Raw genomic sequence first — 24,577 nt, forward strand, 5'->3', positions numbered from 1 at the left:
TCGGCCCGTCAGACCGCGAACACCTGGGCGTCGTCGGCGAAGGCCTTGAACTCCAGGGCGTTGCCGGCCGGGTCGAGCAGGAACATCGTCCACTGCTCACCGGCCTGGCCGGCGAAGCGGACGTACGGCTCGATCACGAATTCCGTTCCCGCCGCCCGCAGCCGGTCGGCGAGGGCCTGGAACTGCGGGACGGTGAGGATCAGCCCGAAGTGCGGCACCGGCACGTCGTGCCCGTCGACCGGGTTGTGGACGCGCTGCGGGCCCGCCGGAGCCAGGTGCGTGACGAACTGGTGGCCGTGCAGGTTCCAGTCGACCCAGGTGTCCGCGCTGCGGCCCTGCGCGAGGCCGAGGACCTCGCCGTAGAACCGCCGGGCGGCGGCCAGGTCGTCCACCGGCATCGCCAGGTGGAACCGGGGGATGGACGGGGTCATCGGTCTCCCTTCGCCGAAGCTCTTGTCTGAATGTTAACATTAAGACATGAGTGGTTCGTTGGTTCCCGCCCGGCGCCGTGGGCTGGCCGACGAGGTCGCCGACCGGATCCGTGACGCGATCTTCGACGGCGGCTACGCCCCCGGCAGCCAGCTGCGCGAGGTGGAGCTGGCGGAAGCGCTGGGCGTCAGCCGTGGGCCGGTGCGGGAGGCGCTGCTCAGGCTGGAGCGCGAAGGTCTCGTCCGCAGCGAGTGGCACCGCGGCGCCACGGTGACCACGCTGTCCGGCGAGGACGTCGCCGAGCTGGACAGCCTGCGGGCGGCTCTCGAGCACCTGGCCGTCGAGCTGGTCGTCGAGCGCGCCGGCGACGACGCCCTGGCCGCGATCGACGCCGTGGTGCGGCGCATGGAACGGGCGGCCGGCGAGCACGAAATGGTCCGGTGCGACCTCGAATTCCACGACGCCGTCTACGCGGCCGCCGGCCACCGGCGGCTGCTCGAAGCCTGGCACGCGATCCGCTCGCAGGTGCACCTGTTCCTGCTGACCCGGATCGGCGTCGCCACCGACGGCTACCTCGCGGGCATCCCGGCGGAACACCGCGAGCTCGTGGCGGCCCTGCGTGCCCGCGACCGCGAGACGGCGCTCGCGCTGTTCGCCGAACACCGCCGCCACGCCTTCGAAATCCTCAGTGGACGGACGCCCGCGGGCGTCAGAGCACCAGGTCCGCCGCCGTCCTGATCTCCTGGGCTTCGCTCGTCGACTCCAGGCCGCCGAGGGGATCGGCGGCCTCGAGGTCGCCGAACGACAGGCCGGTCAGCTCGGCGATCCGGCGGACCGGCACCTGATAGGTGCGGTAGGCGCCGTAATCGAACTCGACCGCCGCCTCCAGCCCGTGGATGAGCTCCTCCTGGCTCAGCAGGTACGCCGTCGCCGAGAGGGCGCCGCCGGATTTGACCATCGCGACGACCTTCCAGAACTGGCGCGGCAGCTGCACGCCGCGGTACCGGTCGTCGTCGGTGGCCAGGACCGGGCCGGTCACCACGCTGACCTTCAGGTCGAAGTTGTCCGCGTTGGTCAGCACGTAGTCCTCGAGCCCGGCCCAGGTCGTCTTGTTCTCGTTGAAGTCCTTGTGCTGCGGCGAGCAGTTCGTGAAGTGGAAGGTGTCGTCGTTGCCCAGCTGCGCGATCGGTTCCGTCGCGCCCCACGCCGGGTCGAGGCGGCGGACCAGGTGCCCGCGATCCAGGGGGTTGTCCCGGTAGATCTCCTCGCCGACCTGCTCGGTCACGGCCACGCGCGGGTCGAGCGACCAGTGGTCGGCTTCGCGCCGCAGCGCCCGGCTGGTGCGCCCGTCGATGTTGACCGCGGTGAACATCGCCAGGCGCCGTTCCTTGTGCATGACGACGCTGAAGTGGTGGTACGGCAGCACGTACTTCGGCTCGCCGGTGGCCTGCCGGTTGAGCGCGGCCAGCGGGACGAGCGCGTCGGACAGGCCCGGCAGCGGCACGGTGTGCCCGGGCAGGAAGGCCGGGTCGTACCCTTCGCGGTTCGAATAGTCGGGATCGATCCGCCCGGCGGCCGGTTCGGCGCGCAGCCGGATGTCGAACGGCATCGAGAGCGACAGGACCGGTGCGGCGCCGTCGGCGGCCGGCTGCGCACGCTCGGGGCGGGTGGCCAGCCGGTCGAGCAGCGCTTGCTGCGCCGGCGTGAACTTCCGGTCCCGCAGGAACTTCAGCAGCTTGCTGACCCGGATGCCTTCGTTGAGGAATCCGCCGTACTCGGCGTGGCCCGCCGCCGGGACGCTCGCGTGGTGCAGCGCCACGATCTCCCACTGGTCGTTGAACACCGGCGAGCCGGACGACCCGGGTTCGGTGTCGGTTTCGTAGTGCAGGAATTCCTCGAGGACGTCGACGACCCGGTTTTCCCGCAGCGCGATCTGTTTCTTGCCGCCACCGGGGTGCTGCACGATGGTGACGAAGTCACCGACGATCGCCTTGCCTTCACTGCCGATCAGCCGGTTGAACCCGAAGCGGCGCAATTCGTCGGCGGACGCCTTCACCGCGACCAGCGCGAAATCCAGCTCCCGGTCGGCGGCGAAGAAGCGGTCCGGGTCGAGGGCGAAGGCCCGCACCGGCCGGGGCAGGCCGTCGATGCCGTCCTGGTAGTCGAACTCGATGACGCTGAACCCGGCGGCCTCGGCGTCCGGCAGCACGTGGTGGTTGGTCAGCAGCAGCTCCGGCGACACCAGCGATCCCGTGCCGTAGCCGATCAGGCGGCCCTGGCCGGTGCGGATGTTCACCCGGCCGACGGCGGCCGACGCCGTGACGCCGCCTTCGAGGTAGCCCACGCCGAGCAGGTCGTTCGTGAGCACGATGCGTTCGAGGATCGCGCCGGCGGCCGTCATCGCTTCCGGGTCCCCGGCCGCGATCGCCGCCGGGCTCACCGGCCGGACGTCGGGGTAGTAGCGGCCGAGCCGGTCGATCCGGGTGGCGACCCGGCTCGGCTCGTCGGCCTCGGCGATCCCGCCGGGCTTGCGCAGCAACGCGATCTTGGCCTGCCGCTGCCCGGTGCGCTCGGCGGCCCGGGCGGCCGCGGCCTGCTCCTGTTCGGACTGCCGGTCTGTCTTGACGTCCACGATGCCTCCCGGCGGGCGGGGCGGAAACACCGCGTTAGTCGCGCGACCGGAGGGTGCGTTACACGATTCCCGGCGAGTCGCCGGGAATTCTTTTTCACGCCACTTCGCCGTTTTTTCGCGCGATGAAGGCTATTGTCGAAAATCACGCACCGGAAGCACGATCGCCGACGCGTGCGTGGGATCGTGGTGGACCTCCTGGTCCGCGGGGCGCAGCGTCACCGCGGTGGCGTGGGGTTCACCGGTGCCGGGATTCCGGGCGTAGCGCGGGAAAGCGCCGCTGGAGACCTGGACCCGGATGCGGTGCCCGCGCCGGAACCGGTGCGCCGTCGGCCACAGCCGGACCGTGACGGCGGCCAGTTCGGTCGCGTCACGCAGGCTGGTGAGGCCGTCGCAGACGTTGACCGAGCGGCCGTCCGGGCCGACGTCGCAGAGCCGGACGAAGACGTCGGCGAACCGCAGGCTCGACCGGAACCAGATCTCCGCGCTGACGTCCCCGATCACTTCGACGTCTTCGCCGAGCGCGTCGGTGGTGTAGGTGAGGACGTCGGCGCGGGCTTCGAGCGCCGCGTTGTCCACCCGGCCCGCGTCGGGCGCCATGCGCACGCCGCCGGCCGCGGGAGTCGGGTCGGCCGGGTCGTAGCGATAGCGGTCCGGCGCGGACTCGCTGGGGGCGCCCGGCGCCAACGTGCCGCCCGCCTGCAGGTGGAACCGTTGCGGCGCATAGCCTTCGGGCGGCCACGAAGCGAAGTCGCGCCAGGCTTCCTCGCCCATGACGAACAGCCGGACCGGCGCCCGCTCCGGGGGTTCCTCGCCGCGGGCGTGCGCGAGCCCGAAGTCGAGGGTTTCCCGGAGGGAGACGCTCGCGCCGACGAGCAGTTCGCCGGCGTGGGTCCACGGCCCGACCGTGAGCCGCGGCCGCCGTCCGGCGTCCTGCAGCGTCCGGAAGTCGCGGAGCTGGCCGGGCAGGAAGATGTCGTACCAGCCGCCGATCGAGCTGACCGGCACGGTGACGTCGGCGACGCGGTCCCGGTGGTCGACCGCCGCCCAGCGCGGGCTGGTTTCCGGGTGGGCGAGGACGTCCTGGATGTAGTCCGAGCGGTGGCCGATGGCGACGACGTCGGACTGGGCGAGGGGCAGCGTGTTCAGCGCCTGCTGCACCTTTTTCGCCTGGCTGCGCCGCCGGAGCAGCGCGAAGCGGCGCTCCTGGGTCGCGACCTGGACGCCCCAGCCGAACGGTGTCTCCAGCGAAAGGCCGTCTTCCCGCAGGAACTCCAGCGTCAGCCGCGACTCGGTGATGTGCGGGATCATCGCCTTGACCTGCGGCGGCAGCCGGTCGGCCACGGCCCACTGCACGTAGCCCAGGTAGCTGGCGCCGGTGAGCACGATCGCGTCGCCGAACCACGGTTGCTTCACGACCCAGTCGAGCGTCGCGAGGCCGTCTTCGCGTTCCTGCCGCAGCGGGTCGAAGACGCCGCCGGAGCCGAAGCCGCCGCGGGTGCTCTGCATCAGCACCTGGAAACCGCGCTCGGCCAGGGGACGCGCCAGGATCGCGCCGAAGGCGCCCTGCCGGCCGTAGGGACTGCGCACCAACGCGGTCGGCAGTCCAGCATCGCCGGTGCGGGGTGCCCACCGGTCGGCGAGCAGCTCGACGCCGTCGGCCATCGGGACGCGGAGGTCCCGCTGGACGACGAGGTTCCGCGTGCCGGGGGCGGGCAGCTTCAGCAGCCGCTCGAGCAGCTGGCTGATCGGGTTCACCGGGGCTCCTTCGTGATCATCGCCGTCACGACTCCGCGGATCCGCATCAGCCGGCCGGTGAACTCTTCCGGGTCGAGCGGCTCCGGCCCCTCGATGACCCACGTGTTGACGACCGCGGCGGCGCCGCCGGTCAGGAAGGCGGCCAGGTCTTCGACCCCGCGCTCGTCGAGCCGCCTGCCGAGCAGCCGGGCGGTGTGCTGCCGGTTGATCGGCAGGAACAGGCCGGTCAGTGCCTTGTTGAGGGCGAACGCGGACGAGCTGGTCAGCAGGGCGCGGTAGAACCGCCGGTGGGCGGCGAAGTGCCGACCCAAGGCGAGCATCGACGCCCGCTCACCGTCCGGCGTCCGGTCGTCGGGCAGGTTGTCCAGCAGTTCGCGCCGGACGAGGTCGAGGGCGGCCTCCAGCAGCAGCGTGTCGCGGTCGCCGAACTGCTGGTAGAGCACCTGGCGGCTGACGTCGGCCGTCTCGGCGATCTCGGAGACCGCGACGGCCGTGGAGTCGCGTTCGGACACGAGCTCGACCGCCGCCCGCATCAGCGCCGCGCGCGACCGGCGCACCCGCCGGTCCTTGGCGGGCGCTTCGGTGGTCCAGTCGGCTTCCACGGGTCCGATAATGGACAGGTGTCAAGAAAATAGCAAGTGTTGTTGATCGGGGGCGCACCTCGGGGATGCGAGGATGCGGCCATGTCTTCGACCATGCGGGCCTTCGTGCTCACCGGGCCGGGCGAGTGCTCGGTGCAGGAGGTCCCCGCGCCGCGGGCCGTCGCTGGTGAGGTCGTCGTCGACGTCGAGCGCGCCGGGGTGTGCGGCACCGACGTCGAGTTCTTCACCGGCGAGATGACCTACCTCCACCAGGGACACTCGGCGTACCCGATGCGGCTCGGCCACGAGTGGGCGGGCACGGTCACCGAGGTGGGGACGGGGGTGGACCCGGCCTGGCTCGGCCGCCGGGTCATGGGCGACACCATGCTCGGCGACCGGACGTGCCGCCGCTGCCGCCGGGGCCACCAGCACACCTGCGAGCGGCGCCAGGAGGTCGGCATCCGCGGCGGCCGGGCCGGCGCGCTGGCCGAACGGCTCGCCGTGCCCGCGTGGTCGCTGCACGCCCTGCCCGACGCGGTGGACGCCGTGCTCGGTGCCCTGGTCGAACCGGGCGGCAACGCCCTGCGCGCGGCCCGCGCGGCCGGCGCCGGCACGGGCGACCGGGCGCTGGTACTGGGACCGGGGACGATCGGCTTGCTCACGACGATGTTCCTGCGCGCGGCGGGCGCCGAGGTGCACGTGCTGGGCGTCGGTTCCCCGGACTTCGCCCGCAGTCTCGGCTTCGCGGACACGTGGACCCGGGAAACGCTGCCGGACCTGCCCTTCGACGCGGTCGTCGACGCGACCGGCGCGGCCGGCTCACCCGCGCTGGCGGTGGAACTGGTGGAACCCGCGGGCCGGGTCGTCTACATCGGACTGTCCGGGCAGCCCAGCCCCCTCGACACCCGCGCGCTGGTGCTGAAGGACGTCACGGCGGTCGGCGTCCTGTCCGGGTCGCCCGGCCTGGCCGAGACGATCACCGCGTACGCGAGCGGCGCCGTCGACCCGCGGCCGCTCGTGGCGGCGACCGTGGGCCTGGGTGAGGTCGGGGCCGTGCTGGCGGGAGAGCGGATCGGCGGCGCGGGGCCGAAGGTCCACATCGACCCGCGCCGCTGACCGGTCAGCGCGGATCGCCCAGGACATCCGCTCCGGCGGCGGACTCGGCGGCATCGCGCAAGCCCGCGCTTGTCGTCAGAGCTGCTTGAAGAACGCCAGCAGGGCCGCGTTCACCTCGTCCGGGCGTTCCATCTGGACCCAGTGCCCGGCGCCCGGGACGTCGACGACGCCACGCAGGTCGGCCGCGGCTTCGGCGATGCGGCTGCTGTCGGTGAACGCGCGGGTGAGGTCGCCGTCGCCGCACAGGTAGAACGCCGGCCGGGTGATCGGCGTGTCCCGCCACGCGGCCAGGAGCTCCCAGTTGCGGTCGATGTTGCGGTACCAGTTGAGCCCGCCGGTGAACCCCGAGCGGCCGAACGCCTCGACGGCGGCGTCGACGTCCTCCTCGCTCAGCCAGGCCGGCAGTGTCTCCGGCTCGGTGAAGCGGTCGAGGAAGCCCTCGCCGTCCCGGACGACCGGCTCGCCCGCGGTCCCGCCGAGCAGCTTGCGGAACGTCGTGCGCAGGTCCGCGCCGAATTCGGCCTCGGCGACGCCGGGCTGCTGGAAGTAGCTCTGGTAGAAGCCGTCGCCGAACCGCTCGCGCAGCAGGCTCAGCGGCGGGGCGGGGGCACGGAGGGCCGGCGGCACGCTGATCCCGGCGACGCCGCGGACGATGTCCGGGCGCAGGAGCGCGGTGTGCCACGCGACGGGCGCGCCCCAGTCGTGGCCCACCACGATGGCCTCCCGCTCGCCGAGGGCGTGGATCAGCCCGACGACGTCGCCGACGAGGTGCAGGAGCGTGTACTGGCTCGCGTCGGCGGGCGCGTCCGTGCCGCCGTAGCCGCGCTGGTCCGGTGCCACGACGTGGTAGCCGGCGTCGGCCAGCGGCGCCATCTGGTGCCGCCACGAGTGGGACGTCTCGGGCCAGCCGTGCAGCAGCAGCACCAGCGGGCCGGTGCCCTGCTCGGCGAGGTGCATGCGGAGCCCGCCGACCTCGACGGTCCGGTGCGTGAGCATTCGTGTCCCCTGTTCGCCGGTTGCGGTGTCCACTCCGGACCGTACGTCAGGACCCGCCGGGAGGCCCGCCCGCCTGCCGGGGCGAGGCGAGCGTCGTGGATCGGGTGCGGCCGCGCAGGGTGACGTCCCCGGTCGCCGTCCACCGGGCCGCCTCGTCCGGGGCCGCGGACTCGACGGCCGTCCACGAGGCGAGCAGCCGGCCGGGCGCGTTCTTGGCCAGTTCGGTCAGCCGGGCGGCTTCGTTGACCGGGTCGCCGATCACCGTGTACTCGAAGCGGCGCGGGTCGCCGACGTTGCCCGCGACCGCGTCCCCGGTCGCCACGCCGATGCCGGCCGGGCCGTCCGGCACCTCGGCGGCCAGCCGGCGGGCGATGGCGCGGCCGGCGGCCAGCGCGCAGGTGGCGTGGTCGCCGAGCGGCGCGGGCGCCCCGAACACGGCCAGCGCGGCGTCGCCGACGAACTTGTTGACCAGGCCGTGGTGCCGGTCGACCTCGTCGACCACCACCGCGAAGAACCGGTTGAGCAGGCCGACGACCTCCTCCGGCGGCCGGCTCGCGGCCAGCGCCGTCGACCCGACGAGGTCGACGAACAGCACCGAGACCGTGCGGACCGTGCCGCCCAGCCCGGTCGACGTGCGCATGGCCTCGACCGCGACCTCGTGGCCGACGTGCTTGCCGAACAGGTCGCGCAGCCGTTCGCGTTCGGCCAGCCCGGCCGTCATGTCGTTGAACCCGGCCTGCAGCAGGCCGAGCTCGGTGCCGTCGTAGACCGGGATTTCGACGGCGAAGTCCCCGGCGCGCACCCGTCCGAGCGCGTCGCGCACCGACGAGATCGGGTTGACCACCGAGCGGGCGGTGAACACGGTGACCAGCAGCCCGAAGCACAGCACGACCAGCCCGAGCGCGATCACCGACACGGCGAGCTTCGTGGTGGAGACGTCGCCGCGCACCCAGGCCAGCACCGCGGTGACGACCAGCCCGGCCACCGGCACCCCGGTGCCCAGGCACCAGAACAGCAGCATCCGCCGGTTGACACCGCCGTTGACCGGCCGCGGCGGCGTGGTGCCCGCCAGCGCCAGCGCCGCGTACGGCCGCAGCGCGAACTCGCCGAAGAGGTAGGCGATCGCGCAGACGACGACCGCGGCGAACGCGACCACGAGGAACTCGGTGAGGACGACCTCCGGCTGCACGAGCGCCGCGAGCCCGCCGAAGACCAGCGTCGCGATACCCCACAGCACGGCTTGCACGAACGTCAGCCGCAACGGGACGCGCAGGCTCGCGGCGCGCTCGGCGTCGGTCGGACGTCGTCCGTCGGCCGCCCAGCGCAGGGTCCGGAGGGCGCCGCGGGTGCCCCACAGCGTACCGGCGACGACCGCCGAAACGACGTACACGGGTACTGCGACCGCCGTGACGCGGACCAGCTCGCCGGACATTCCGGGCGCCGGCATGAGCAGTGCCGCGAGTCCGACGACGACCAGCGCGCCGATCACGTTGGTGGCGATCAAAGCGGCCGTGAGCAGGCCTTGGACGCGCCGGCGCAGCGCCGTGGCGTGCTGGTCCAGCGGTCCGAGCAGGCCGGAGCCGAACGGCTTCGCCGGGGCGCGTCCTGGGTTCACCATTTGAGTGTACGGCCGTTCACTGAATTGCCCGGAGACGGGTGCCGGGAGTATGTGTTACGGTTGGTAACAGTGAACTTCGGTAACACCTGACGAGGAGGTCGGTCGTGACGAGCATCAGCGAATCGGGCGTGTCGGACCGGGAGACCGTGGCGCGACGGCTGCTCGACTCGTCGGAGCAGCTGTCCTACGACCCCGTCAAGGAGGTCGACTGGGAGACGCCGCTGGACACCGGCTACCACGGCGCGAGTCCGGAGTGGAGCACGCTCTACGGCACCTCCTACTGGGCCGACATGACTCCGGAGCAGCAGCGCGAGCTGACCCGCCAGGAGGCGGCGTCGGTGGCCAGCACCGGGATCTGGTTCGAAATGATCCTGCAGCAGATGGTGCTGCGCGACTTCTACGCCAAGGACCCCACCGACCCGGCGTTCCAGTGGGCGCTGACCGAGATCGCCGACGAGTGCCGCCACTCGATCATGTTCGCCCGCGGCGCGGCGAAGCTGCGGGCGCCCGCGTACCGGCCGCGCCGGTTCGTCGTCGAACTGGGCCGGGTTTTCAAGGCCACCGCGAGCGGGGAGGCCGCCTACGCGGCGATCCTCGTCGCCGAAGAGGTCCTCGACGTCATGCAGCGCGACTGGATGCGCGACGAGCGGGTGGTCCCGTTCGTGCGCACGATCAACAACATCCACGTCGTGGAGGAGTCGCGGCACATGAAGTTCGCCCGCGAGGAGACCCGCGAGCGGCTCGAGGGCGCCGGGTGGCTGCGGCGGCAGATCAACGGCCTGGTCGTCGCGATCGCGTCCTACTTCATCGTGACGAGCATGGTGAACGGCAAGGTCTACGAGAACGCCGGACTGGACGGCAAGCGCGCGCGGCGCGAGGCGAAGGCGAACGAGCACCACAAGTCGATGCTGCGCTCCAGCTGTTCCGGGCTCATGGAGTTCCTGCACTCGGCCGGGCTGCTGACCAAGCCCTCGCTGTGGTTCTACAAGCGGGCGAACCTGATCTGACATGGCGTTCGCGATCACCCAGACCTGCTGCACCGACGCGACCTGCGTGTCGGTCTGCCCGGTCAACTGCATCCACCCGACGCCGGACGAGCCGGACTTCGGGACGACCGACCTGCTCTACATCGACCCGGCCACCTGCATCGACTGCGGCGCCTGCGCCGACGCCTGCCCGGTCGACGCGATCTTCCCGGCCGCCGAGCTGACCGGGCCGCTGCGGGCGTACGAGGAGATCAACGCGGAGTACTACGTGGGCCGGGACGTCCTGGCGGACGTTTCGGTGGCGCCGAACTTCCACCGGTGGTCCCCGCCGTCGTTCGCGCGAGTGCTGCCGAGCGACTTCGCGCCCTTGGACGTCGCCGTCGTCGGCACCGGTCCGGCGGGGATGTACGCGGTGGAAGACCTGCTGCTGCACACGAACGCCCGCGTGACGCTGGTCGACCGCCTGCCGGTGGCCGGTGGGCTGATCCGCTACGGCGTCGCGCCCGATCACCCGTCGACGAAGAAGATCGGCGAGACGTTCGCGCGGTTCCACGACCACCCGCGGCTGCGCCTGCGGCTCGGCGTGACGGCCGGCCCCGGGCTGGCCGATCGCCACGACGCGGTGATCTACGCGGTCGGGGCGACGGAGGCCCGGCGCCTCGGCGTCCCGGGCGAAGACCTGCCCGGCAGCCTCCCCGCCGCGACGGTCGTGGGCTGGTACAACGGCCACCCGGACGTCGAGCCGGACGCCGTCGACCTTTCGGCGGAGCGCGTGGTCGTCGTGGGCACCGGCAACGTCGCCCTGGACGTCGCCCGCATCCTGACGGCGGAACCGGAGGCCCTCGCCGGGACGTCGATCGCGCCGGAAGCGCTGGCGCGCCTGCGATCGGCCAAGGTCCGCGAGGTGGTGGTGCTGGCCCGCCGCGGCCCGGAGACGGCGGCCTACACGCGACCGGAGCTGTTGGCCCTGGCGGCCCGCGGCGGCCTGGTGGTGGACGCGCACGACCCGCGTACCGCGGCGGCGATCGACAGCGCCTCGCCGGGCGAGAAGGCGGCGTGGCTACGCGGGGTGCCGCGCGAGAAAGTCGACTGGTCGACACCGCCCCTGGAGGGCCGTCGCATCGTGCTGCGCTTCCACTCGGCACCGGTGGCGTTCGAGGGCGACACCGAGGTCCGCGAGGTGGTGGCATCGGGCCCGGAGGGTGACGTCCGGATCGCGGCGGCCCGGGTGGTCCGGGCGGCGGGCTTCCGCGGGGTCCCGGTGCCGGGGCTGCCGTTCGACGACGAGGCGGGGACGGTCCCGAACGAGGAGGGCCGGGTCACCGGGCGGCCGGGGGCGTACGTGGCGGGCTGGATCAAGCGCGGGCCCTCGGGCGGGATCGGCGCGAACAAGGCATGCGCACGGGAGACGGTGGGAGCGCTGCTGGAGGACGCGGTGACCGGGCGGCTGCCGGTGCGGCGCCGGGGTGCGAGGTTGTTCGGCCGGGCGTGAGTTGCTGCGGGTGCGGCGGGGGGTGCGAGGTTGTTCGGCCGCGGCTGAGTTGCGCGGGTGCGGGGCAGGGGAGCGGGTTATTCGGCCGCGGCTGAGTTGCCGCCGGTGCGGCGGCGGGGAGCGAGGTTGCGCGGCTGCGCTTGAGTTCCGCGGGTACGGGGCAAGGGAGCGGGTTGTTCGGCCGCGGCTGAGTTGCCGCCGGTGCGACGCAGGGGGCCGAGGCGAAGCCGGCCAGGCCGGGTGGTGGCCGGAAACCTTGGTGGGAAACGGCTTCCGGCCGCTCTCGGCGCAGGGCGGCCGCGTGGCTACCGGCACCAGTGCGGGCCGGTCGTCCAGCCCGGCAACCGCCGTCCCGAACCGCCCGGGAGGGTGCCGTCCGCCGAGAACCTCGCGCCCTCCACCACCGCGGCCAGGCCCGTCACCGCCGGGCCGAATCGCTCCGCCAATCCCGCCTGCGTCACCAGCTCACCCAGCCGCGCGACCGCGGCCCGCTGCTCCTCCTCGGTGCAGAAGCTCAGGAAGAAGATCGCCTGCCGCCTGCGGCGCCGGGCAGCGGAGCCAGGCGCAGCCGGTGCAGCAGCGGCCGCAGCTCGGCGACCAGGTCCAGGGCGGCCTCGGCGTGCCCGTGGCCGAGCAGCCAGGCGACCACGGGGAGCGCGGCGTCCTCCGGGACCTCCACGCGGTAGGCCTCGGTGGCCAGGGCCGTGCGCCGGGCGGCGAGCCCGGCGTCGGTGAGGTACCCGAGGTTGACGCGCTCGCGATCGGTGGTGCCCCGCGTGCCGCCGGGCACGGCGGCGAGTTCCTCCGGGCGCACCGGCACCTCGGCGAGGTACCGGCCGGTGGCGAACCCGCCGTGCGCGACCTCGAGGGTCACCCACGCCGGGGTGTCCGCGACCGGGGTACGCGAGCCGATCGCCGGCGACCCGCCGGTCATGCCGGCGAGCACCGCGTGCCACCGGTCGGCCTTGGCGAGGGCACGACGGCGAACCGTGGCGTCCTCTGTGGACGAAGCCGTGCGCAGCGCTCGTTCGAGCTGCCCGTAGGCGTAGCCGGGTGCCGCCTCCTGTGCCATGTGGACTTCCCCTAGCGCTACGAGACTTGGAGGCAGGAATCGAACCTGCGCCTTCCGTTCCGAGCCGGGCGTTCCGCCGCTGATCCACTCCATGCGATTTTCCCGGACCGGCAACGCTCCGGGACGTCACGGCCCGGGACCCGCTTCGCGGCCGCGGGCGACCGCGCCGGGCGGCGGCGAAGTCCGGGCTGCCGAGAGCCGCGGGCGAGGCTAGAATAAATACGAATCAAAGTCACGTTCAGGTTGGAGGCCGCATGACCGGCCCGGAGCCGATCGAAGCGGGTGTCCGCCTGCGCCGGGTGCCGCGCCAGGCACGCTCGCGGCAGAAGCTGGCCCAGGTACTGGCGGCCGCCGACCGGCTGCTCGCCGCGGACGGCGTCGAGGCGCTGACGACCACCCGCGTCGCCGCCGAGGCCGGCGTCTCGGTGGGTGCGCTGTACCAGTACCTGCCGGACCGCGACGCCATCACCGAGGCGCTGGGCGAGGTCTACCTCGCCCGCCTGGAAGACCTCATGACGTCGTTCGCCGAGCGCGCGGCCGAGGAGACCTGGGCGGATCCCGTCGGCCTGCTCGTCGACGCCTTCGCCGGGCTCTACCGCGCCGAGCCCGGATTCCGCGCGCTGTGGTTCGGCCGCGGCCTCACCGACGGAACCCGGGAAGCCGACCTCGCGCACAAGCGCGTGATGGCCACCGGCGTGCACCGCATCCTCGTCGCACAGCACCTCCTGCGCGACGACTACGAGGCCGCGGTGGCGTGCCGCACGGCGTTCATCGCCGCCGACGCCGTGATCCAGGAGGCCTTCCGCCTCGACGGCGCCCCCGAACTCCTGGAGCCGGTCAAGACGATGCTGCGGGCGTACCTGGGGCAGCAGCCCCGGCCATAGCCCGGGTCAGCCCTTCCGGTCCCGGTAGGCGCGGGTCTTCATCCGGTTCCCGCAGCCCGCCGTGGAACACCACCGGGCGTGGTGTGGCTTGCTGTGGTCGTAGAACACCCAGCCGCAGTCCGGAGCGCCGCAGGACTTCATCCGCTGCCACGAACCGTCCGCGGCAGTGCGCACCGAGATCTGGACCGCGCCGGGCTCGGTGGGGGAGCACCTCGCCCTGGTCGTCGACGGCGGGGTGGTCAAGACGGTCTAGCCGGTGGTGGCGACGAGGAATTCCTCGCCCCGTACCACCCGGAGCCCGTCGGTGCGGCCCGCGAAGTACCGCTCGTCGAGCTCGGCACCCGAGACGTGGGAAACCTCGCGGAACCCGGCCGCTCGAGCCATTGTCAGCATTTCCGCGGGGGAGAACGAGCTGACGAACGGTGTCCCCGCCGCCTCCGCCCGGCGAGCGGTGGCCCGGTGGCGGGCGCGTTCGCCCTCGTCGAGGAGGCCGGCCGGCAGCATGAACGTCATCGCCAGCGTGGAGCCCGGGGCGAACCCGGCGATCCGGCGCAGCGTGGCCGCGTTCGCCTCCGCCGTGAGGTACATGCTGACGCCGGTGGACGCCACGACCGCCGGTTCGCCCGGCGCGAAGCCCGCGGCCGTGAGCCGGTCCCACCACGACGCCGTCTCGAAGTCGACCGGCACGAAGTGCAGCCAGTCCGGCACGCCCACGCCGAGTTCCGCCAGCCGGGCGCGCTTCCAGGCCTGCGGGCCCGGCTGGTCCACTTCGTACACCCGCAGCCGGGACGCGATTTCCGGGCGCCGCTGGGCGAAGGTGTCCAGCCCGGCCCCGAGGATCACGTACTGGCCGACCCCCCGGGCGGCCTGCTCGGCGACCAGGTCCTCGACGAACCGCGCCCGGGCCACCATGCCGGCCCGGTAGCGGCCCGCGGTGGCCGGGTCCATGTCGTCGCGGGCACGCCAACCGTCTCCGGGATCGGCCAGCCGCAGGCCCAGTTCGTCGGCGAAGACGTGCGGCGGCGGGTCGACGGCGACGTGCAGGGCCCGCCACAGGGCCGTGCGCACCGCCGTGCTGTCCGGCGCGGCCACGTCAGGCCGCGCCCGGTGCCGACAACGTCCACGTTCGCCCGTCGGGGTCGCGGACGGTCATTTCCCTTGTCCCGTAATGGGTTTTCTCGAACGGTGTGACCACCTCCACGATGTCGCCGGCCTCGAACTCGTCCGCGTTCGGGACCTTGAACACGATCTGCGTCCGCGGCTCCTGGCTCTCGGGCACCTCGGCGATGAACAGCCAGGGGCCGTCGCCGTTGCGCAGCTGCCCGGAGTTGTGGTCGGTCGCGAATTCCAGCTCGTAACCCAGCGCCTGGAAGAACTTGGCCGCTTTGCCCCAGTTGTGCGTCTCCAGGTACATCGCCTCGATGCCCTCGGTCGTCATATCAGTGCTCCTCTTCGGGATCGGTCGCGAGGTAGGCGCGCAGCGCTTCGGCGACGAGCGCCGAGAGCGACTGCTCGGTCTCGACGGCCCGGTGCTTGACCTGCCGGATCAACCCGATCGGCAGGTACACGTTGAACTGCTTGACATCGTCATCACCCACCAGCACAGGCTAGCATGCTAGCAAGCTAACTCCGCAAGTCCCGCCGTCCGCCTCTTGACGTCACGCCCTGCCGGGGTCAAGAATCCAGCCGTATTTGTTAGCGCTAACACTCCTCGACGACGAAGTCGGAGCCATGCCATGAAGCTGCGCCTCGGATTGACCGCGCTCGTGCTGATCGCCGGCGTCGTCCCCGGCTTCGGGACCGCCGCGGCGAGCACGACCGCCGCCGAGGCGGCCGTCCCGCCGCCGGCGATGGGCTGGGCGTCGTGGAACACCTTCGCCGCCAAGATCGACTACAACACGATCAAGGCGCAGGCCGACGCGCTCGTGTCGGCCGGGCTGAAGGACGCCGGGTACCGCTACGTCAACATCGACGAAGGCTGGTGGCAGGGCACGCGCGACAGCGCCGGCAACATCACCGTGGACACCGCCGAATGGCCGGGCGGGATGAAGGCGATCGCGGACTACCTGCACGGCAAGGGACTCAAGGCCGGGATCTACACCGACGCCGGCCGCGACGGCTGCGGTTACTACTTCCCGACCGGGCGGCCCGCGGCGCCCGGGAGCGGCAGTGAAGGCCACTACCTGCAGGACATGCTGCAGTTCCAGCGCTGGGGCTTCGACTTCGTCAAGGTCGACTGGTGCGGCGGCGACGCCGAAGGGCTCGACCCGAAGAGCACCTACCAGGCGATCAGCGACGCCAACAAGGCCGCGACCGCGCAGACCGGGCGTTCCCTCACGCTTTCGATCTGCGACTGGGGCAAGAAGAATCCGTGGAACTGGGGTGCCGGGACGGCCCCGATGTGGCGCACCAGCACGGACATCATCTACTACGGCCAGACGGCGAACCTCGGCCAGGTGCTGACCAACTTCGACCAGGCGCAGCACCCCGTTTCGCAGCACACCGGCTACGTCAACGACCCGGACATGCTGACCGTGGGCATGCCCGGCCTCACCGACGCGCAGGCGCGCACGGAGATGAGCCTGTGGTCGGTTTCGGGGGCGCCCCTTCTGGCGGGCAACAACCTCGCGACGATGAGCGCGGCCACGAAGGCGATCCTCGCGAACCGGGAAGTCATCGCCGTCGACCAGGACCCGCGCGGCCTGCAGGGCGTCAAGGTCGCCGAGGACGCCGCCGGGCTCCAGGTCTACTCGAAGGTCCTCAGTGGATCCGGCAAGCGCGCGGTGGTCCTGCTGAACCGGACGTCTTCGGCGGCGACGATGAACGTCCGCTGGGCCGACCTCGGCCTGACGCCGGCCACGGCCCGTGTCCGGAACGTCTGGGGCGCCGCCGATGCCGGTACCTTCGCCACCGGCTACAGCGTGAACGTCCCGGCCGGCGACTCGGTGCTGCTCACCGTCCGGGGCGCCGATGCGGCGCCGGCGACCTACCCGGCCAACGGCTCCCGGTTCACCGGCGTCACCGCCGCCGCGACCGGTCTCGCCGTCGCGACGTTCTCCTACAGCGCGACGAGCACGCAAACGGCCACCCTCGCCGTGAACGGCCAGCAGCCGACCGTCCTCGCCTTCCCGGCCACCGGCGGAACGCCGAAGACCGTCTCCGCCGTCGTGTCGCTGGGCAAGGGGAACGCCAACACCCTGACCTTCTCCGGCACTCCGCCGCAGCTGTCGGACGTCTCGATCCTGCCCCTTCCCGGCAGCACCGGCGTCCAGCTCGCCGGTGGTCAATCCGGACGGTGCGCCGACGTCGACGACAACGGCATCACCAACGGGATCCAAGCACAGCTCTGGGACTGCGCCGCGGGCCTGAACCAGACCTGGGCGCCGGTGCGCGGGCAGCTCGTCGTCAACGGCACCAAGTGCCTCGACGCCTACGACAGCGGGACGGCGAACGGCACCGCCGTGGTCGTCTGGGACTGCAACGGCCAGCGCAACCAGCAGTGGACGTTCAACGCGAACGGGACGATCACGAACGCGGTGTCCGGCCTCTGCCTGGACGCGAGCGGCGCGGCCACCGCGAACGGCACGAAGCTCATCCTCTGGGCCTGCAGCGGCGGCACCAACCAGCAGTGGACCCGGCGTTAGGCCGTCGATTCCCGGATGACCAGCCGGCACGGCCGGGTGTGCCGGCCGGGGGAGGGCTCGCCGTTGATCGCCGCCAGCAGGCGGTCGGCGGCGGTCCGCCCGAGTGCCTCCAGTTCCATGTCGACGCTGGTCAGCGGCGGCTGGCAGCCCAGGGCCATGACGTCCCAGTTGTCGAAGCCGACCAGGGCGACGTCGCCGGGCACGCGGCGGCCGGCCGCCCGCAGCGCGTCGGCGGCGCCGCGGGCGATCTGATCGCTGCCGCAGAAGACGGCGTCGAAGCCGGTGCCCGCGCCCAGCAGCATCCGCACCGCCTGCCGGCCCCACGCCTCGCTCCACTCGCCGAACATCGGGGCCCCGGCCGGGTCGAGCCCGGCCTCGGCGAGCCGGCCGGCGGCGGCCGTCGCGCGCACGGTCGCCGAGTGGTGCCGCTCGGGGCCGGTGATGTGGGCGATGCGGCGCCGTCCGGTGGCCAGGAGGTGCTCGACGGCCGTGCGCGCCCCGCCGGCTTCGTCCGGCACGACGGAACAGTCGTGCGGGTCGGCCGAGCTGATGAAGGCGTACACGACCGGGATCGGCAGGTCCGCGCCGATCGGCGGACGGGCCTGGGTCCGGCGGCCGGTGACGATGATGCCGTCGACCCGGCGGGACAGCAGCGTGCGCAGGTAGTACTGCTCGCGGATCGGGTCGTCGCGGGCGTCGCAGAGGAAGACCGACATCTCCCCGGCGCCGAGGGCGTCCTCGGCGCCCATCATCAGCGGGATGCTGAACCGGCCGATCGTGTCGGTGGTGATCATGCCGACGGTGTAGGTGCGCCCGGAGTTGAGGGTCACCGCCGCGCGGTTGGGCTGGAACCCCAGCTGCTCGGCCGCCGACAGCACCCGCTGCCGGGTCTCCGCGCGCAGTGACCCGCGGCCGTTGAGGGCCTTCGACGCGGTACCGACCGAGACGCCCGCGAGCAGGGCGACCTCGCTGATCGTGGCCGGCTTCGCAACGGCGCCGGGAGTTTCCGAAAGTTTCCGCGGGGGCATGGTGGCACAGTACCTCCGCCGACGGCCGCGACCCAACGAAACCCCGCAGACTACGGCAAACAGCCCCTTGACGTGCTGATCGATCGGCCCTAGCTTGAGTCGGAAACCGGTTTCTGAAAGTTTCCTGGTTTTTCTTCGACACCGTTTCTTCGACACCGCAGGCGGCGGCCTCCCGTTAGGAGAGAGTCGATGACTTCGCACATCCGGACCACGGCACGGTGGGGGCGTGCCGCAGCCGCCGTCGCCGGCGTACTCGTCCTCGCGGCCTGCCAGAGCGGGCCGTCCGGGGCGGCCGCGGGGGACACCGCGAGCGTGGACGACGGCACCACGATCACCATGTGGACCCGCTCGCCGACGGCGACCTTCAGCCAGACGCTGATCGACGCCTACAACGCGAGCCACAAGAACAAGGTGAAGCTGACCGTCTTCCCGGCCGACTCCTACCAGCAAAAGGTCGGCACGGCCGCGGGCGCGAAGCAGCTGCCGGACCTCTTGGCGGCCGACGTCGTCTACGCGCCCAACTACGCGGCCAAGGGCCTGTTCCTCGACCTCACCGCCCGGGTGACGCAGCTGCCGTTCAGCGGCAGCCTCGCGGCGGCGCACATGAAGGCGGCCACCGCCGGGGGCAAGCACTACGCGGTACCGCACGACATCGACCTGTCCGCGGTCTTCTACAACAAGGTCCTGTTCACCCGGGCCGGTCTCGATCCGGAGAAGCCACCGTCCACGTTGGACGAAATCGCGGCCGACGCGCGCAAGATCGCCGCGCTCGGCGGGGACACCAAGGGCTACTTCTTCGGCGGTGCCTGCCCGGGCTGCCAGCTGTTCACCAGCTGGCCGATGATCTGGGCCTCCGGCGGCACGGTGCTCAACGACCAGGGCACCGCGGCCACGCTCGACAGCCCCCAGGCGGGGAAGGTCTACTCCTGGCTCCGCCAGCTCTACGCCGACGGTGTCGTGCCGGCGTCGGCGAAGAACGAGTCCGGGCCCACCTGGACGCAGTCCTTCCTCGACGGCAAGATCGGCATCCAGCCGATGGGCGCGACCGCGTTGCAGGGCATGAAGGAAGGGCCGGACCTGCAGGTCGGGGTGGCCCCGATCCCCGGGCTGACCGGCGGCAGCTCGTCCTTCGTCGGCGGGGACGTGCTCGGCATCGGCGGCAACAGCACGCACGCCGCGGCCGCGTGGGACTTCATCGCCTGGACGCTGTCGGACCAGGCGCAGGTCGACGTCGTCGCGAAGAGCAAGAACATCACCGTCCGGTCCGATCTCGCGGACAACACCTACGCCAAGCAGGATCCGCGGCTCGGGGTGTTCAACCGGCTCGCGAGCCAGGGCCGGACGCCGATCTCGGTCAACTTCGGCAAGACGTTCAACGACACGAACGGGCCGTGGACGGCGACGGTGATCGACGCGGTCTTCGGCAGCGGTGATGCCGGATCGATCCTCAAGCAGCACAACGCGGCCGTGACCGAGTCCCTCGCCGGCGGCAGCTGATCATGGTGTCGCTGGTGTCCCCGCGGGTGTCGGCGCCGGAGGCCCCGGCGCCGGCACCCCGCCGCCGCGGCTCGATCGCCCGGGGCCGTCGCCGGCTGGGGATCGCCTACGCCGCCCCGATGGCCGTGCTGGTCGCCGTCTTCTTCGTCATCCCGCTCGGGCTGATGCTGTGGATGTCGGTCAGCCACTGGCCGCTGGTCGGCGCGTCCTACCCCAACGGCGTCGAGAACTACGACGCGCTGAGCGACCCGCTCTTCCTGCGCGCGGTCTGGTTCACGCTCAAGTACACGCTGGTCACGACCGTGGTGCTCAGCCTGGTCGCCTTCGGGCTGGCGCTGCTGGTGCAGCACGACCGGCGGGGTACGGGCTTCGCCCGCACGGTCTTCTTCCTGCCCAGCGCCGTCGGCCTGGCGTCGACGAGCCTGCTGTTCTACGGCCTGTTCAACACCGACTCGTCGGCGTTGAACCACCTGGTGGACTTCCTCGGACTGGGCCGGGTGGACTGGCTCGGCTCCGGCGGCAGCGCGCTCGGCTCGACGGTCGGGATGATCACCTGGCGGTTCGCCGGGTTCTACATGCTGATCCTGATGACCGGCCTGCAGGGCATCGACCCGGCGCTGTACGAGGCCGCGCGCATCGACGGCGCGAACCGGTGGCAGATCCTGTGGCGGGTGACGCTGCCGCTGCTGCGGCCGACCCTCGCCCTGGCGATGGTGCTGTCGCTGACCGGCTCGCTGCTGGCGTTCGACCAGTTCTTCATCCTCACCGGCGGCCGCCACGACACGGCCACGGTCGTCATCGACATCTACCGCGAGGCGTTCCTGTCGCAGGACCTGGGGCGCGCGGCCGCGGTTTCGGTGGCGACACTCGCCGTGCTCATCGTCCTCAACGTGGCCCAGCTGCGCCTGATCCGCCGGGAGGGGAAGTGAACCGGTTCCGGGCCGCGGGCCTGCACGTCACGAGTGCCGCCCTGGTGGTGCTGTTCCTGCTGCCGCTGCTGTGGACGCTCTACTCGTCGCTCAGCGGGCGGGAAGCCGGCGACTCGGGGACCGACAACTACCGGCGGCTCGCCGGCTACGGCAGCGGCCTCGGCACCTACCTGGTCAACACGACCGTGGTCGCGCTGGTCGCGGTGAGCGTCACGGTGGTGGCGACCACGCTCGGCGGCTACGCGATGGCCCGGCTCGCCTTCCCCGGCCGCACCCTGCTGTTCCTGGTCACCCTGGCCATCCTGATGGTGCCCTACACGACGATCCTGGTCCCGCTCTACATCCTGCTCGGCTGGCTCGGCCTGCAGAACTCGCTGCTCGGCCTCGGCCTGGTGATGGCCGTGCTCCAGCTGCCGTTCGGCCTGTTCATGATGCGCAACTCCTTCGAAGCCCTGCCGGTGGAACTCGAAGAGGCGGCGCTGATCGACGGCTGCTCGATCGGCGGCGCGCTGCGAAGGGTGCTGCTGCGCGGCGTCCTTCCCGGCGTCGTCACCGTGGCGCTGTTCTCGTTCCTGGCAGCTTGGAACGAGTTCGTCGCCCCGCTGATCTTCCTCACCGACGGCGAGAAGTTCACCCTGCCGGTCGCGCTGTTCAACCTCCAGTCCGGCAGCCTCGGTTCGGTCGACTTCGGGGCCCTGCAAGCGGGAGTGGTGGTCTCCGCCCTGCCGTGCGTGGCGGTCTTCCTCGTCCTGCAGCGGTACTACGTCCGCGGCTTCACCTCGGGAGCCCTCAAGGGCTGAGAAGGAGCACTCGATGACCGAACGCATCCTCGGGCCCGTCCACCCCACGTCCGCCGCGAAGTCGGCGTTGCGGCCGCTGTTCCTCGGCGCCACCGCCTTCGCACCGGACAGCCTCCTGGGCGGCTGGCAGGCGCGCAACGCGAACCGGACCCTGCCGCACTGCGTGGAGCAGCTCGACGCGGCGGGCGCGCTGGACAACCTCCGCCGCGTCACCGGCGAGGTCGACGGCGACCGCCGCAACATGTGGTTCTCCGACTCCGACGTCTACAAGACCCTCGAAGCCGCCGCCTGGCAGCTCGGCCGCGACCCGGGTGACGCCGAGCTCCGCGCGTTCCTCGACACCACCGCCGCCCTGGTGGCCAAGGCCCAGGAGGACGACGGCTACCTGAACTCCTACTTCAGCGTCGACAAGCCGGACCTGAAGTGGCGGGAGCTGCACTGGAGCCACGAGCTGTACTGCGCGGGCCACCTGATCCAGGCCGCCGTCGCCGCCGCCCGCGCCGGGGTCGGCGCCCAGCTCGTCACGGTCGCCCGGCGCTTCGCGGACCTGATCGTCGAGCGGTTCGGCAGCGTCGACGACGTCGACGGGCACCCGGAAATCGAGACGGCGCTGGTGGAGCTGTACCGGGTGACCGGGCACCGGCCGTACCTCGACCTGGCGCTGCGCTTCCTCGACCTGCGCGGGCACGGCCTGCTCGACGGCGAGCGGTTCGGCTCGCGGTACCTGCAGGACCACGTGCCGGTCCGCGCGGCGGACGAGGTCGCCGGGCACGTCGTGCGCCAGCTGTACCTGCTGGCCGGCGTCGTGGACGTCGCCGTCGAGACCCGGGACGACGCGCTGCTGGAGTCGGCCCGCCGCCTGTGGGCCGACGCGTTCGGGGCCAAGACCTACCTCACCGGGGCCCAGGGCTCCCGCCACCGCGACGAGGCGTTCGGCGACCCGTACGAGCTGCCGCCCGACCGGGCCTACGGCGAGACCTGCGCCGCGATCGCGAGCTTCCAGTGGAACTGGCGGCTGCTGCTGGCCACCGGCGAGGGCAAGTACGCCGACGAGATGGAACGCGCGCTGTACAACGCGATCGCCGGGTCGACCGCCCTCGACGGCACGCACTTCTTCTACTCCAACCCGCTGCACCTGCGGACCGGTCACGACGGCTCGCACGAAGACGCCCCCTCGCAGCGCCTGCCGTGGTACTCGTGCGCCTGTTGCCCGCCCAACCTCGCCCGGCTGGTCGCCTCGCTGTCCGGCTACGTGGCGACCACCGATCCCGGTGGCCTGCAGGTGCACCTGTACGCCGCCGGGACGATCCAGACCACTGTGGACGGTGTCGACGTCCGCGTCGAAACGCGGACCCGGTACCCGTGGGACGGCCGCGTCGAGCTGACCGTGACCACGGCGACCCCGCTCATGCTGTCCCTGCGCGTCCCCGGCTGGGCCGGGGGCGCCCTGATCGACGGCGTCCCCGCCGAGGTCCGCGACGGCTACGCGGAGGTGCGGCGCGACTGGACGGGTGGGACCACGGTGACGCTCGCACTGCCGATGGCCGCCCGCGTCGTCCGGCCGCACCCGCGGATCGACGCCGTGCGCGGCTGCGTCGCCGTGACGCGCGGGCCGCTCGTGTACTGCCTGGAGCAGGCCGACCTCCCGCACGGCGTCACCCTCGAGGACGTGCGGCTCGACCCGGCGGCGCCGTTCTCGGACGCGTCGCGGCCCGACGTGCCGGTGGCCCTCACCGCGCCCGGCCGGGTCGAGGTCCCCGCGTCGGGCGCGCTGTACGGCGCCGGGGACCCCACGACCGGCGAGCCGGTCGAACTGACCGCCGTCCCGTACTTCCTGTGGGGCAACCGGGAGCCCGGCCCGATGCGGGTCTGGATCCCGGTCGCCACCGAGTAGTTCCGTCCCCTGATCGGCACCCGGGAGCGCACCCAGCCGACCAATGTTAACGCTCACAAAACCGAAGATTGCGAGGACCCGATGATGCGTCCTGTGGTATTTCGGCACAACCGTGGCGTGGCGCGGCTGGCTGCCTCCGTGGTGCTCTGCCTCGTGGCCGGCCTGCTCTCGGTGCTGTCCGCGAGCAGCGCACTGGCCGCGACCGCGTTCACCAGCACGGTGGTCGACTCCTCGAGCGGCCAGTGTGCCACCGTCCCGAACGGGAACAGTGCGGTCCAGCTGACCCAGGCGGGCTGCAATTCCGGCGCGGGGCAGTCGTTCCGGTTCACCCCGGTGTCCGGTGACGTCTACACCGTCAGTACGTTCACTTCCGGCAGCTGCGTGGACATCTACGGCGCGTCCACTGCGGACAATGCCGCGGTGATCCAGTACGCCTGCCACTCCGGCACGAACCAGCAGTTTCGCCTCCAGGCTACGGGAAGCGCTTTCACGCTGGTCGCGGTCGGCTCGGGCAAGTGCGTCACGGCGGTGAACGCCCTGCTCGTCCAGCTGGCCTGCGGCACGGCCGCCGCGTGGCGGCTGCCCGGCTACTCCTCCGGCGGCGGCGATCCGCAGAACCCGCCGGAGAAGACCGTGCGGGTGTGGCTGCTGCGGCCGTCCGACGTGCCCTTCGACCAGCGCTACCCGGACGGCATCGCGAACGTGATGCGGGAAGCCCAGCGGTACTACCGGCAGGAATTGGGCAAGACGTTCCGGCTCACCGAGCCCGTCGTCCAGGTCGTCACCGGCGAGCACGTGAAGAGCTGGTACGAGAACACGCCCAACGGCGGCGAACGCTACTGGTGGGCCGTGTTCAACATGCAGCAGGAGCTGGTGCGCCGGTTCGGCGTCCGGGACGGGGACAGCCGGTGGATCAACGTCGGCGAGGTCATCGCCGAGGGCCAGGGCGCGGGCGGTGGTGGCGGCAACGGCTGGGTGATCCTCTGCCAGCACGACGCCGACGGCGCGGCCGGGATCAACGGCCCGATGAACCGCTGGTACGGCGGCATGGTGCACGAACTGGGCCACGCCTTCGGCCTGCCGGACTCCACCTCGACCGACGGGACGCCGATGTCGGCGTCGTTCTACGACTACCCGAACACCCACTTCAGCCAGAGCCAGAAGAACGGGATCCTCAACGGCCCGTACGGCTCCTTCCTCTTCTGAACCCCTGAAACCGGAGAA

24 protein-coding genes are annotated in these 24,577 nt (G+C 72.1%); 11 read left to right on the forward strand and 13 right to left on the reverse strand.

Annotated elements, in window-relative coordinates; all coding sequences use genetic code 11:
• Positions 1–8 precede the first annotated feature (8 nt).
• Positions 9–431: a VOC family protein gene (locus tag ACFVYA_RS19585; protein ID WP_387046683.1), complete on the reverse strand. Its 423-nt coding sequence runs from the start codon at positions 429–431 to the stop codon at positions 9–11.
• Between the two features lie 46 nt (positions 432–477).
• On the opposite strand from ACFVYA_RS19585, the gene ACFVYA_RS19590 reads away from it, so the two are divergent.
• Positions 478–1,167 (forward strand): GntR family transcriptional regulator, encoded by a 690-nt coding sequence (locus ACFVYA_RS19590; protein ID WP_387046685.1) that lies wholly within the window; start codon positions 478–480, stop codon positions 1,165–1,167.
• Here ACFVYA_RS19590 and ACFVYA_RS19595 read toward each other — a convergent pair.
• From ACFVYA_RS19595 to ACFVYA_RS19605, 3 genes are all read right to left on the reverse strand, one after another.
• On the reverse strand, positions 1,139–3,061 hold the full coding sequence (locus ACFVYA_RS19595) for a DNA/RNA non-specific endonuclease (RefSeq protein ID WP_387046686.1): 1,923 nt from the start codon (positions 3,059–3,061) through the stop codon (positions 1,139–1,141). The genes ACFVYA_RS19590 and ACFVYA_RS19595 overlap by 29 nt on opposite strands.
• Before the next feature lie 129 nt (positions 3,062–3,190).
• A complete protein-coding gene (locus tag ACFVYA_RS19600) occupies positions 3,191–4,816 on the reverse strand; it encodes a CocE/NonD family hydrolase (protein ID WP_387046688.1) in 1,626 nt (541 codons plus the stop codon).
• A complete protein-coding gene (locus ACFVYA_RS19605) occupies positions 4,813–5,418 on the reverse strand; it encodes a TetR/AcrR family transcriptional regulator (RefSeq protein ID WP_387046690.1) in 606 nt (201 codons plus the stop codon). The genes ACFVYA_RS19600 and ACFVYA_RS19605 overlap by 4 nt, the downstream gene beginning before the upstream one ends.
• Positions 5,419–5,499: 81 nt before the next feature.
• Here ACFVYA_RS19605 and ACFVYA_RS19610 point away from each other — a divergent pair, with 81 nt between their 5' ends.
• Positions 5,500–6,513: a zinc-binding dehydrogenase gene (locus ACFVYA_RS19610; protein ID WP_387046692.1), complete on the forward strand. Its 1,014-nt coding sequence runs from the start codon at positions 5,500–5,502 to the stop codon at positions 6,511–6,513.
• 75 nt (positions 6,514–6,588) lie between these two features.
• On the opposite strand, the gene ACFVYA_RS19615 is transcribed toward ACFVYA_RS19610, so the two are convergent.
• On the reverse strand, positions 6,589–7,509 hold the full coding sequence (locus tag ACFVYA_RS19615) for an alpha/beta fold hydrolase (RefSeq protein WP_387046693.1): 921 nt from the start codon (positions 7,507–7,509) through the stop codon (positions 6,589–6,591).
• A 46-nt stretch (positions 7,510–7,555) separates the two neighbouring features.
• Positions 7,556–9,124 carry an adenylate/guanylate cyclase domain-containing protein gene (locus ACFVYA_RS19620; protein WP_387046694.1) on the reverse strand — a complete coding sequence of 523 codons (1,569 nt, stop codon included), beginning with the start codon at positions 9,122–9,124 and terminating at the stop codon, positions 7,556–7,558.
• 107 nt (positions 9,125–9,231) lie between these two features.
• Here ACFVYA_RS19620 and ACFVYA_RS19625 point away from each other — a divergent pair, with 107 nt between their 5' ends.
• On the forward strand, positions 9,232–10,134 hold the full coding sequence (locus ACFVYA_RS19625; RefSeq protein WP_387046695.1) for a diiron oxygenase: 903 nt from the start codon (positions 9,232–9,234) through the stop codon (positions 10,132–10,134).
• A gap of 1 nt (position 10,135) precedes the next feature.
• The gene (locus tag ACFVYA_RS19630; protein ID WP_387046696.1) at positions 10,136–11,605 is read left to right on the forward strand and encodes an FAD-dependent oxidoreductase; all 1,470 of its coding nucleotides are present in this window, start codon (positions 10,136–10,138) and stop codon (positions 11,603–11,605) included.
• A 305-nt stretch (positions 11,606–11,910) separates the two neighbouring features.
• Here the strand turns inward: ACFVYA_RS19630 and ACFVYA_RS19635 are convergent, their stop codons facing one another.
• Together ACFVYA_RS19635 and ACFVYA_RS19640 are read right to left on the reverse strand one after the other, a co-directional pair.
• Complete coding sequence (locus ACFVYA_RS19635; protein ID WP_387046698.1) at positions 11,911–12,066, reverse strand: hypothetical protein; 156 nt, start codon at positions 12,064–12,066, stop codon at positions 11,911–11,913.
• A gap of 53 nt (positions 12,067–12,119) precedes the next feature.
• Positions 12,120–12,677, reverse strand: a complete 558-nt coding sequence (locus ACFVYA_RS19640; protein WP_387046699.1) for a hypothetical protein — start codon at positions 12,675–12,677, stop codon at positions 12,120–12,122.
• A 254-nt stretch (positions 12,678–12,931) separates the two neighbouring features.
• Between ACFVYA_RS19640 and ACFVYA_RS19645 the strand changes: the two genes are divergently transcribed.
• Positions 12,932–13,561, forward strand: a complete 630-nt coding sequence (locus ACFVYA_RS19645) for a TetR/AcrR family transcriptional regulator (protein ID WP_285990668.1) — start codon at positions 12,932–12,934, stop codon at positions 13,559–13,561.
• 6 nt (positions 13,562–13,567) lie between these two features.
• On the opposite strand, the gene ACFVYA_RS19650 is transcribed toward ACFVYA_RS19645, so the two are convergent.
• From ACFVYA_RS19650 to ACFVYA_RS19665, 4 genes are read right to left on the reverse strand one after another with little or no spacing between them, the layout of a single operon-like run.
• Positions 13,568–13,804 (reverse strand): CGNR zinc finger domain-containing protein, encoded by a 237-nt coding sequence (locus ACFVYA_RS19650; RefSeq protein WP_387046702.1) that lies wholly within the window; start codon positions 13,802–13,804, stop codon positions 13,568–13,570.
• Between the two features lie 6 nt (positions 13,805–13,810).
• Positions 13,811–14,653, reverse strand: coding sequence for a class I SAM-dependent methyltransferase (locus tag ACFVYA_RS19655; RefSeq protein WP_387046704.1), 843 nt, complete (start codon positions 14,651–14,653; stop codon positions 13,811–13,813).
• Position 14,654: 1 nt separating this feature from the next.
• Complete coding sequence (locus tag ACFVYA_RS19660) at positions 14,655–14,999, reverse strand: VOC family protein (RefSeq protein WP_387046705.1); 345 nt, start codon at positions 14,997–14,999, stop codon at positions 14,655–14,657.
• A 1-nt stretch (position 15,000) separates the two neighbouring features.
• The gene (locus ACFVYA_RS19665; RefSeq protein ID WP_103335892.1) at positions 15,001–15,159 is read right to left on the reverse strand and encodes a ribbon-helix-helix protein, CopG family; all 159 of its coding nucleotides are present in this window, start codon (positions 15,157–15,159) and stop codon (positions 15,001–15,003) included.
• A 138-nt stretch (positions 15,160–15,297) separates the two neighbouring features.
• On the opposite strand from ACFVYA_RS19665, the gene ACFVYA_RS19670 reads away from it, so the two are divergent.
• Positions 15,298–17,205 carry an RICIN domain-containing protein gene (locus tag ACFVYA_RS19670; RefSeq protein ID WP_387046706.1) on the forward strand — a complete coding sequence of 636 codons (1,908 nt, stop codon included), beginning with the start codon at positions 15,298–15,300 and terminating at the stop codon, positions 17,203–17,205.
• Here ACFVYA_RS19670 and ACFVYA_RS19675 read toward each other — a convergent pair.
• On the reverse strand, positions 17,202–18,233 hold the full coding sequence (locus ACFVYA_RS19675) for a LacI family DNA-binding transcriptional regulator (protein WP_285990674.1): 1,032 nt from the start codon (positions 18,231–18,233) through the stop codon (positions 17,202–17,204). The two genes, ACFVYA_RS19670 and ACFVYA_RS19675, sit on opposite strands and share 4 nt — an antisense overlap.
• Before the next feature lie 189 nt (positions 18,234–18,422).
• Between ACFVYA_RS19675 and ACFVYA_RS19680 the strand changes: the two genes are divergently transcribed.
• The 5 genes from ACFVYA_RS19680 (at position 18,423) to ACFVYA_RS19700 (ending at position 24,559) form a co-directional block, all read left to right on the forward strand.
• A complete protein-coding gene (locus ACFVYA_RS19680) occupies positions 18,423–19,730 on the forward strand; it encodes an ABC transporter substrate-binding protein (RefSeq protein WP_387046708.1) in 1,308 nt (435 codons plus the stop codon).
• 2 nt (positions 19,731–19,732) lie between these two features.
• Entirely contained in the window at positions 19,733–20,659 is a 927-nt protein-coding gene (locus ACFVYA_RS19685) for a carbohydrate ABC transporter permease (protein WP_387046710.1), read from the forward strand.
• A complete protein-coding gene (locus ACFVYA_RS19690) occupies positions 20,656–21,459 on the forward strand; it encodes a carbohydrate ABC transporter permease (RefSeq protein ID WP_387046712.1) in 804 nt (267 codons plus the stop codon). Before ACFVYA_RS19685 ends, ACFVYA_RS19690 begins: the two co-directional genes overlap by 4 nt.
• Positions 21,460–21,472: 13 nt before the next feature.
• Positions 21,473–23,353 (forward strand): glycoside hydrolase family 127 protein, encoded by a 1,881-nt coding sequence (locus ACFVYA_RS19695; RefSeq protein WP_387046714.1) that lies wholly within the window; start codon positions 21,473–21,475, stop codon positions 23,351–23,353.
• A gap of 117 nt (positions 23,354–23,470) precedes the next feature.
• A complete protein-coding gene (locus ACFVYA_RS19700; RefSeq protein WP_387046716.1) occupies positions 23,471–24,559 on the forward strand; it encodes an RICIN domain-containing protein in 1,089 nt (362 codons plus the stop codon).
• Positions 24,560–24,577 lie beyond the last annotated feature (18 nt).

It is taken from the genome of Amycolatopsis sp. NPDC058278 (genome assembly GCF_042881395.1).
GTDB lineage: Bacteria > Actinomycetota > Actinomycetes > Mycobacteriales > Pseudonocardiaceae > Amycolatopsis.